This is a genomic window from uncultured Agrococcus sp. (genome assembly GCF_945915485.1).
GTDB lineage: Bacteria > Actinomycetota > Actinomycetes > Actinomycetales > Microbacteriaceae > Agrococcus.
Genome location: NZ_CAMEFJ010000095.1, coordinates 1 through 8,567 on the forward strand (window position 1 = coordinate 1; position 8,567 = coordinate 8,567).

8 protein-coding genes and 1 pseudogene are annotated in these 8,567 nt (G+C 64.3%); 4 read left to right on the forward strand and 5 right to left on the reverse strand.

Translation table 11 applies throughout. The annotated features are described in order from the left end of the window. Together Q0O95_RS11985 and Q0O95_RS11990 are read left to right on the forward strand one after the other, a co-directional pair. Positions 1–417, forward strand: a pseudogene (locus Q0O95_RS11985) (hypothetical protein); the annotation flags it as partial. Between the two features lie 298 nt (positions 418–715). Beyond that, positions 716–967 (forward strand): CsbD family protein, encoded by a 252-nt coding sequence (locus tag Q0O95_RS11990; protein WP_293698952.1) that lies wholly within the window; start codon positions 716–718, stop codon positions 965–967. A gap of 191 nt (positions 968–1,158) precedes the next feature. Here Q0O95_RS11990 and Q0O95_RS11995 read toward each other — a convergent pair whose 3' ends face one another. The 5 genes from Q0O95_RS11995 to Q0O95_RS12015 all read right to left on the reverse strand — a co-directional run bounded on the left by Q0O95_RS11995 (position 1,159) and on the right by Q0O95_RS12015 (position 6,185). After that, positions 1,159–2,007 (reverse strand): CoA ester lyase, encoded by an 849-nt coding sequence (locus tag Q0O95_RS11995; RefSeq protein WP_293698955.1) that lies wholly within the window; start codon positions 2,005–2,007, stop codon positions 1,159–1,161. Between the two features lie 59 nt (positions 2,008–2,066). Further along, positions 2,067–3,053 (reverse strand): LacI family DNA-binding transcriptional regulator, encoded by a 987-nt coding sequence (locus Q0O95_RS12000; protein ID WP_293698958.1) that lies wholly within the window; start codon positions 3,051–3,053, stop codon positions 2,067–2,069. 182 nt (positions 3,054–3,235) lie between these two features. Then, positions 3,236–3,607, reverse strand: a complete 372-nt coding sequence (locus tag Q0O95_RS12005) for a S4 domain-containing protein (protein WP_293698960.1) — start codon at positions 3,605–3,607, stop codon at positions 3,236–3,238. Next, positions 3,604–5,448 (reverse strand): DNA helicase RecQ, encoded by a 1,845-nt coding sequence (gene recQ / locus Q0O95_RS12010; RefSeq protein WP_293698962.1) that lies wholly within the window; start codon positions 5,446–5,448, stop codon positions 3,604–3,606. The genes Q0O95_RS12005 and recQ overlap by 4 nt, the downstream gene beginning before the upstream one ends. Beyond that, positions 5,415–6,185, reverse strand: coding sequence for an SDR family oxidoreductase (locus tag Q0O95_RS12015; RefSeq protein WP_293698965.1), 771 nt, complete (start codon positions 6,183–6,185; stop codon positions 5,415–5,417). The genes recQ and Q0O95_RS12015 overlap by 34 nt, the downstream gene beginning before the upstream one ends. 273 nt (positions 6,186–6,458) lie before the next feature. Here Q0O95_RS12015 and Q0O95_RS12020 point away from each other — a divergent pair, with 273 nt between their 5' ends. Next, positions 6,459–7,094, forward strand: a complete 636-nt coding sequence (locus Q0O95_RS12020; RefSeq protein ID WP_293698968.1) for a metalloregulator ArsR/SmtB family transcription factor — start codon at positions 6,459–6,461, stop codon at positions 7,092–7,094. Between the two features lie 197 nt (positions 7,095–7,291). Beyond that, positions 7,292–8,557, forward strand: coding sequence for an MFS transporter (locus Q0O95_RS12025; protein WP_293698970.1), 1,266 nt, complete (start codon positions 7,292–7,294; stop codon positions 8,555–8,557). The last annotated feature ends 10 nt before the right edge of the window (positions 8,558–8,567 follow it).

Sequence of the window (8,567 nt, forward strand, 5' to 3'; positions counted from 1 at the left end):
TTCTTCCGCCAGCTGGGCGGCACTGCGGGCACAGCTGCCGTCTTCTCACTCGTCTACGGACGACTGCCGGAGACGATTGCAGGCGCGTTCGCGAATCCGGAACAGGCACAGGCACTCCAAGAGGCGCTCGGCGAGCAGGAGGTCATGCAGGACCCCGCGAACGGGCCCATTCTGCGCGTCCTGGAGAACCCCGATTCCCTCGGCAACTCGCTGCACGGGGACAGTTCGTTCCTGATCGGTGCCGACCCGCGACTCACGGCACCCTTCCTCGACGGTTTCGCAGGTGCCGCATCCGGGGCGTTCTGGTTCGCTTGCGCGGTCTCGATCACGGCACTGCTGCTCGCGTTCTTCTTCAAGACACCACCGCTGCGCGAGAAGTCCGGCGTCGACAGCATGATCGAGGACAGCGGCAAATAGTCCAGTGCCTCTGAGCTCGCTACCGAACGTGCACCCGCCAACTTGTTAGCTTGCTCATCCAGGCTCGATGCCTGCGCCGAATCTCGGTCTATACGGCAACTCAATACGATAAAACGCTTCACCCGTCATATAGACCGGGACTTCTCCCGTCATGTAGACCGGGAAAAGGACAGCGATACCCGTCGGTCGCACCCGAACAGGACCACGGCAGATAATCGCTGAGGAAGGTCATGGCGCACCCAAAGCACACGCGCGTATCGTGAAGCCCGTAACCCTTTCACAACGAGAAGGAGCCACTATGGGAATCAGCAATGACTTTGGCAACAAGGCAAAGGACCTCGGCGGCAAGGCGAAGGAGACCATTGGTGACGCGACCGATCATGACGGCTTGAAGTCTGACGGCCGTCAGGAACAGGGCGAAGCAGCCGCTGACCGTGTCAAGAACAAGGTGAACGAAGTCGGCGAGAAGGTCGGCGATGCAGCGAAAGAAGGCGCTGAGAAGGCGTCCGGGTTCGTACAGGGCATCGTCGGCAACGACGACAAGAAGTAACCGTTCTTAAGCGAGGAGCCCCGTCCGGTGGGACGGGGCTCCTTCGTGCCCACGGGTGGTTTGTTCGTGTCACGAAATGTTGACGTACCGGTCCAACGCCATGAAATGTGGACCGTACGGTTCGCTCCAGGTCATTGGGGCCGCATTTCGTGAACACCGAACGCCGATGCGTGAACGGTGCCCCGCTCGTGTCAGTAGTCGGAGTGGCTGACGATCGCCGCTTCTGCGTGGATCTTGAAGTCCTTCGCCTGCTGCAGAATCTTCTGCGCACGCGCGAGTCGCGGCAGGTCGGAACCGTCCGTGATCGTGCCGCCGGACTCCTCGAACGCCTTGATGAAACCGTGAGCCCAGGCGATGTCTTCGTTCGCGGGCGAAAGCCCCTCGTTGATGATCGCGGTGTGCTCGTGGTTCAACGACAGCTTGCCGCTCATACCCATGTCTCGTGCATGGAGTGTGCCCGACATCAGTCGGTCGCGGTCAAGCGTCGGTCCGTCGATGGGCGCCGGCAGCCGAGCCGCGCGAGAGGCGATGACGAGGCGAGAACGCGCGTATGCGAGCGCGATCTCCGAGTCTCCTGTGGCGGTGTCGCGGCGGAAATCGCCGGTACCGAACGCGATGCGGAATGTGGAGGGTGAGTGCGCGATCTCTTCTACATGCTCGATTCCTCTTGCGGTCTCCACGAGAGCGAGGATGCGCGTCCCCTCCGGCAGGCGATCTGCGGTGTCGGAAAGGTGCGAACGCGACTCGCTCTTGGCGAGCATGACGCCTTCGAGCCCCGACGCGTTACTGAACGCGGCACAGTCTTCGCTCCAGAAGTCGCTGGACGCATCGTTGATGCGCACCCATGCTCTGTGCCCCGCGTTGAGCCACTCGAGCGTTTCGTGACGCGCGCGCTCTTTCTCATTCGCAGCGACGGCATCCTCGACATCGATGATGACGGCGTCGGCTCGGCTCGTACGAGCGGTTTCGAACAGTTCTGGCTGCGTAGCTGGTACCAGCAGCCACGACCTTGCAATTTGCGGGGAGATAGTCTGTACCACCCCACCAGCGTAGCCGCTCGCGAGCCCGACGGTGGCCTCCACCCGGTAGCCGACCGCGACTATTGTTCGCGGGTTCCCGTTGACGCGCGCTCTACGAGCGTTGCCGGGATCGGCACCCGTGCATCCTTCGGCTGCTGCCCCCGCAGAATCCCGACCAGCAGGTCGACGGATGCCCTCCCGGATTCACGCGGCTTCAGATCGACGCTCGTCACCGGCGGAACCGCGCTCGCCAGGCTCGGGGCATCGACGACGCAGGCCATACCCAGGTCGGACCCGATCACGAGCGCGCGAGTGTTCGCCGCCACCAGGAGCGCGTGGGCCGCGACGGGAGGCCCGCACAGCACGGCATCGCATCCCGCGTCGAGCAGCCCCTCGGCTCCTGCCACCCATGTGTCGTCGGGAGAGAGAACGGAGTGCAGCGCAATGTGCGACTCTCGGCCGGTCGATTCGCACCACTGCTCGTACTCTCGGCGAACGCGCTGGGCCCAGTCGGTTTCGGCGATGGCGCTCAGTAAGCCGATGCGTTGCGCTCCCGCCGACGCGAGAAGCTCGAGCAGTTGCACAGTGGCCGACTCGTAGTCGGCAGTGACGAGCGCTGCTTCCCGCTCGACGCCGAGTATCCGCTCCATCGTCACGACCGGAGCGGCGAGTTGCAGTATGCGCGGCAAGCCGGCATCGCCCGTGAGCGGGTCGACGACGATGACGCCGTCGACATCGGGAGGAGCCGCGGCCCGTTTCGACGAGATCAGCGTCACGTCGTAGTCGAGCGAAGAGCACTGCTCGAGTACTCCGAAGGTGGTCGACATGTAGAACTCACTGCGCGAGAGTGTCTCCGGCAGATGCAGACCGATGACACCGAACTCGGCGATGCGCAGGCTGCGCGCCGCCCGATTCGGTACGTACCCGATGTCGGCAGCGGCTTGTTCGACAGCTGCTTTGGTTGCCGAAGAAATACGTCCCCGCCCGCGGAGTGCGTCGCTGACAGTCGTGGTCGACACGCCGGCGCGCTCAGCGACATCGAGAATCGTCGCTCGTTTCGCCGCCATGCCTCGAGTCTGCCACAGGTCTGCAGGAACGATACGGCGTATGACGAATCGCCACCGGGGGAGCACCTGGCGTTCGCTCTTCCGATCAGAACGTCGGTCTATACGGTGAGCCAACGGCCCCACAAGGGGCTGGCCCCTCCGCCGAGATCGAGATTTCGGCCCCTGCGATCGGCGAGTGGTGACTACTCCGGGCGACCGCGCAGGCGGTTGATGGCGCGTCGTTCGCGAGCGGATGGTCGACCCGCACCTCGGGGCCTGTACGGCACCTGCGCCGCTTCGATCGCGCTCGGGCGCGGCGGCGACCGATCCTCAATGGCCTCCGCCGCAGCAGGAGCACCGACCCGCTTCCGCAACAGCTGCCGCACGATCACAACGCGGTCGAACCCGTGGATCCTGACGCGCACTTCGTCTCCGACCCGGACCGGCTGCGCGGCTTTCGCCGGCCGACCGTTCAGCTTGACGTGGCCACCGCGGCAAGCGGCCGTCGCGGCGGCTCGCGTCTTCACGAGCCTGACTGCCCAGACCCAGATGTCGAGGCGAACCTTCTCGCTCATCCCGCCGCCAAGGCCGTCAGAACAGCACTGCCGTAACGTTCGAGCTTCGCTTCGCCGATGCCGAAGATGCCACGGAGGTCCTCGTGCTTCGACGGGTTCGCCTCCGCGATCGCGACGAGCGTCTTGTCGCCGAACACCACATAGGCGGGCACACCCTGCTCTTTCGCCTGCGCCGCTCGCCACGCGCGCAGCGTCTCGAATCGCGCCTGCGCATCCTCGTCCAGATCGCGCGCCGCTGTCTTGTGCGGCTTCCGTGACGTCGTTTGCGCCTGGATGTCCTGCCGCAGCGGCACTTCGATCTCACCGCGCAGTACGGGCACGGCCGGTTCGCCGATCGCCAGCACCCCGTACTCGCCCTGTACGACGAGAATCCCGCGTGCCAGCAACTGTCGCACAACGGATCTCCAACTGGCCTCGTTGAGCTCGCGCCCTATGCCGAACGTCGAGAGCGTCGAGTGGCCGAACTTGCTCACGCGCTCGGTTTCGCGCCCGAGCAGAATGTCGATGACGTGGCCAGCTCCGAAACTCTGGTTTCGTTCGCGATCGAGCCGCACGATCGTCGAGAGCAGTTTCTGCGCCGGCACGGTGCCGTCGAACGTCGGCGGCGGTTCGAGGCAGGTGTCGCAGTTACCGCATGATTCGCTCGCTTGCCCGAAGTACTGCAGCAGCTGTACACGGCGGCAATCGACCGTCTCGCACAGTCCGAGCATCGCGTCGAGGTGCATCGATTGCGCACGCTTGCGCTGCGTGTTGCCGCTCCCCTGCTCGATCATGCGTCGCTGCTGCACGACATCCTGCAGCCCGTAGGCGAGCCACGCTGTCGATGGCAGCCCGTCGCGCCCCGCGCGGCCCGTCTCCTGGTAGTAGCCCTCGATCGATTTCGGCAGATTGAGGTGCGCGACGAAACGCACGTCGGGCTTGTCGATGCCCATGCCGAAGGCGATCGTCGCGACCATGACCACGCCGTCCTCGCGCAGGAACCGCTGCTGGTTGCGAGCCCGCTGGTCTGCCGGCAACCCTGCGTGGTAGGGCATTGCGTCGATGCCGCGCTCATTGAACCAGTCGCTCGTCTGCTCGACTCCGGCGCGCGAGAGGCAGTAGACGATGCCGCTCTCACCATCGTGCTCGGCGCGGATCATCTTCAGCAGCGCATCCCGCGCCTGCTTGCCGGGCACGATGCGGTACTGGATGTTCGGCCTGTCGAAGCTCGAAACGAACTGCCGTGCTCCTTGCAGGCCGAGCCGTTCCACGATCTCCTCGCGGGTCTCCACCGTCGCCGTCGCCGTGAGCGCGATACGCGGGATGTTCGGCCACCGCTCACCCAGCACGCTGAGCCCGAGATAGTCGGGGCGGAAGTCGTGGCCCCATTGCGCAACACAGTGAGCCTCGTCGATGGCGAACAGCGAAACGGATGCCCGCTCCAGCAGCCCGGAGGCGCTCTCCAGTCGTTCGGGAGCAAGGTAGAGCAGATCGAGCTCTCCTGCCAGCAGCTGCTGCTCGACGGCACGTCGCCGCTCGGGATCGAGTGACGAGTTCAAGAAGGCGGCGCGCACGCCGAGCTGTTCGAGCGCTTCGACCTGATCCTGCATGAGCGCGATGAGCGGCGAGATGACCACCGCGGTGCCTTCGCGCAGCAACGCCGGCAGCTGGTAACAGAGGCTCTTCCCGCCCCCCGTGGGCATGAGTACGAGCGCGTCACCACCTGTCGCGACAGTGTCGACGATCTCCGCCTGATCACCGCGAAAGTCGTCGTAGCCCCAGACGCGCTGAAGGATGTCGCGGGCGCTCTCCTGCTCTGCCACCGACGTCAGACCGTCGGTCGTTGCTGCTCGGAGAGCCACTCCTGGAAGGTGACGGCACCCTGCATGGCGGTGTCGCTCAAGTTTTCTCCCGACCGGAAGAAGTCGAGCAGCTTTGGCGGGAAAGGCCCGTTGACGATGACACCGCGAGCGCGAGTCTGCGCCTGCCAAACTTTGGCGAGGTCGCGGGATACCCAGACTTTCGGGCCCGCGATTTCGGCATCGCCGAGCTTATTGACGGCGGTCGTTGCAATGAGGTCTGCGACTTCGTCGGTTGCAACCGGCTGGAACCGGGCACCGAGAAACACGGGGATGGCGCCCACTGCCGAACCGTTCTCGAAGAACGAGGTGATGAAGCTGAAGAACTGCGTCGCTCGGATGACCGCAACGTCGAGGTCGGATTCGCGGTAGAGCCGCTCCTGGTCGAGCTTGCGCTGGTGGTACTGGAAGTTCGAGTGCTCGGCACCCACCACCGAGATCATAATTGCGCGCTCCACGCCCGCACGTTCGGCCTCTGTGATGATGTTCTTGGCGCCCGCAGTGAAAATGCGGGTATCGAGGAAGTTCTTGGTGTTCGTGACGTCGACGACAACCTCGCAGCCGTCGAACGCGCCCCCTAGGCCCTCGCCCGTGAAAACGTCGGCCGCGATGGCATCCGTTGCTCCCGGGACCGCGGTTCCTTCGCGCGAGATAGCGACGACCTCGTGACCGCTGCGGGCGATTCTTTCTGTGACCGGCATCCCGGTCTGTCCAGTCGCTCCGATGACTGCGATGCGCATGCTTCAACGGTATCGAGCACCTCCGACACGGGCAACTTGAAAGGCCGCAAACGCGAGGATTCGAATCCAACACGCCGACATGTTAAATAACTCTTGCGCAATGGATCTTTCGCAAGTAGTGTTGCATAACAACGAGCCGCACGTAGCAAGGCTCTTCAGCAGGAGGAAAGATCATGGAACAGCGCATCTCGCAGAAGCAGGCACTCAAACGAATAGACTCGTGGCGCAAGGCTCCGGAGGCGATCCGGATCGAAGCGGTCATGAGGGGGATGCGTGTCTGAGGACAAGCCGGCACAGGAGACGAAGGCGCTACGGACGACCGACGCCGCGACCATGCGGGCGCTCGCGCACCCGCTCAGGGTCGAGATCCTGTCTCTTCTCGACACCCAGGGCGAGTTCACTGCCAGTCAGGTAGCTGAGAGACTCGACCAGACCGTCGCGAACGCCTCATTCCACCTTCGCACCCTCGAGAAGCACGGATACGTGGAGCGGGGCGAGCAGCGCGGTCGGGAGAAGCCCTGGCGCGCAGCCCACCACTCCCGGGATCACACACCTGACCCGAACGACCCGGAATCGATCCAGCAAGCGACACGGCTCGCCGCCGTGTACATCCAAAAGGAGACCGCAAGGCTGCTGAACACGTTCGAGCGCTTCGACTCAAACGATGCCGACCCCGACTGGATCCTCGCCTCCACCGTGACCAACGGTGATTTCTGGGCCACGAAGGAGGAAATGAAAGAGCTCGTCCAGGATCTGATCATGATCACCGATCGGTTCAAGGGGCGCGGCCTCGACCCTTCCAAACGACCTCCGGGAGCCCGCAAGGGGTACTTCTTCGGCACGATCAACCCCGACCCCGATACACAGCCGTGGAACCCTGACGCCGAACATCCTGAAGACTCCGAATAGGAGCGAGCGCACCGGCTAGCCTCACTCCTCCTGCTTTACGGGAAGCCGGGATGCGCACCCCGGGGTCAATCGCAACCTCAGTGCTCTCAACACCACTTCTGACCATCAGCTCATGCACCGGATGCCGGCGCATGTGAGCTGCCGCATACCCGAAACCGGACGGCAACGCCGCCGCCCCTACGAAAGGACCTCTGGATATGAGCCGCTTGCAAGGCCCGCTCGCCCGACCACCATTCCGACGACTCACCATGGCGTGGTTCACCACCAATATCGCCGACAGCGCGCTGTACCTCATGCTCGCAGTGTGGGTGAAAGACCTCACCGACAACGACGCTGCCGCGGCCCTGGTCTTCGTCTTCCTCGGCCTACCGGCATTCATCGCTCCCTTCACGGGGAAGCTCGCCGACTCGATGTCCCGGCGTCTGCTCATGCTGATCACGAACTTCGGCGTCGCCATCGCGGTGCTCGCGCTGTTGTTCGTGCAGAGCGGCAGCGACGTCTGGATCATCTACGCGATTACCCTCGTGTACGGCACCGCGCAGTACTTGATCGGAGCTTCACAAGCCGGGCTCCTCCGCGACATGCTGCCGGATGAAGAGCTCGCGAGCGCGAACGGGCTGTTCACTACTATCGATCAGGGGCTCCGCATCCTGGCACCACTGATCGGCACCGCACTGTACGTCGCGTTCGGGCCGGAGGCGGTCGTCATCCTCACGACCGCCTGCTTCGGCATCGCCGGAGTCTTCATGCTCACGGTGCGACTGCAAGAATCGGCCGCGCAGCCCGGAACCCAGGAGTTCGGCGGCATGTGGACCGGCTTCAGGATGCTGTTCGGCAACGCGCAACTGCGCATGGTGACGATCGCGATCGGGGTCGGATTCGGCATTACTGGTCTGCTCAACATCATGGTCTTCCCGCTCATCGAACAGGGGCTCGGCCTGCCCGCTGCGGCTCTCGGACCGATTCAGACCGTGCAGGGTCTCGGCGCGGTCATCGGCGGCGTCACTGCCGCACTCGTGATTCGCCGCATAGGCGAGTACCGGGTCGTTGCGCTCGGCCTTGGGCTGCTCACGGCGTGCACAGCGGCGGCAACCGCGGTTGTGCTCTTCATGACGGCGGGAACGGTAGCGGCGATCGGCGTTGCCGGTGTGGCGTGGTTCATCGGCGGGACGGGCATCGCCTGGACCGTCGTGGGTGCCAGCACCTTCCGCATCCGCCTCATCCCTTCGCACGCGCAGGGACGCGCCGCTGCTGCCATGAACATGTCGATCAACCTGCCGCAGACGGTCGTGATGATCCTCGGTGCCGGCCTCATCCTGTCGCTGGACTTCCGCATCCTGCTCATTGCGTGCGCTGTCGTGCTGCTGGCATCTGTGGTCTCGATGCGACCCTGGCGTCGCGCAGTTGCCAAGGATGCCGAGCTCGGTGAAGTCAGCGTGCCGGTCGACGAGACCGTCGAGTAGCCGCCCGCGG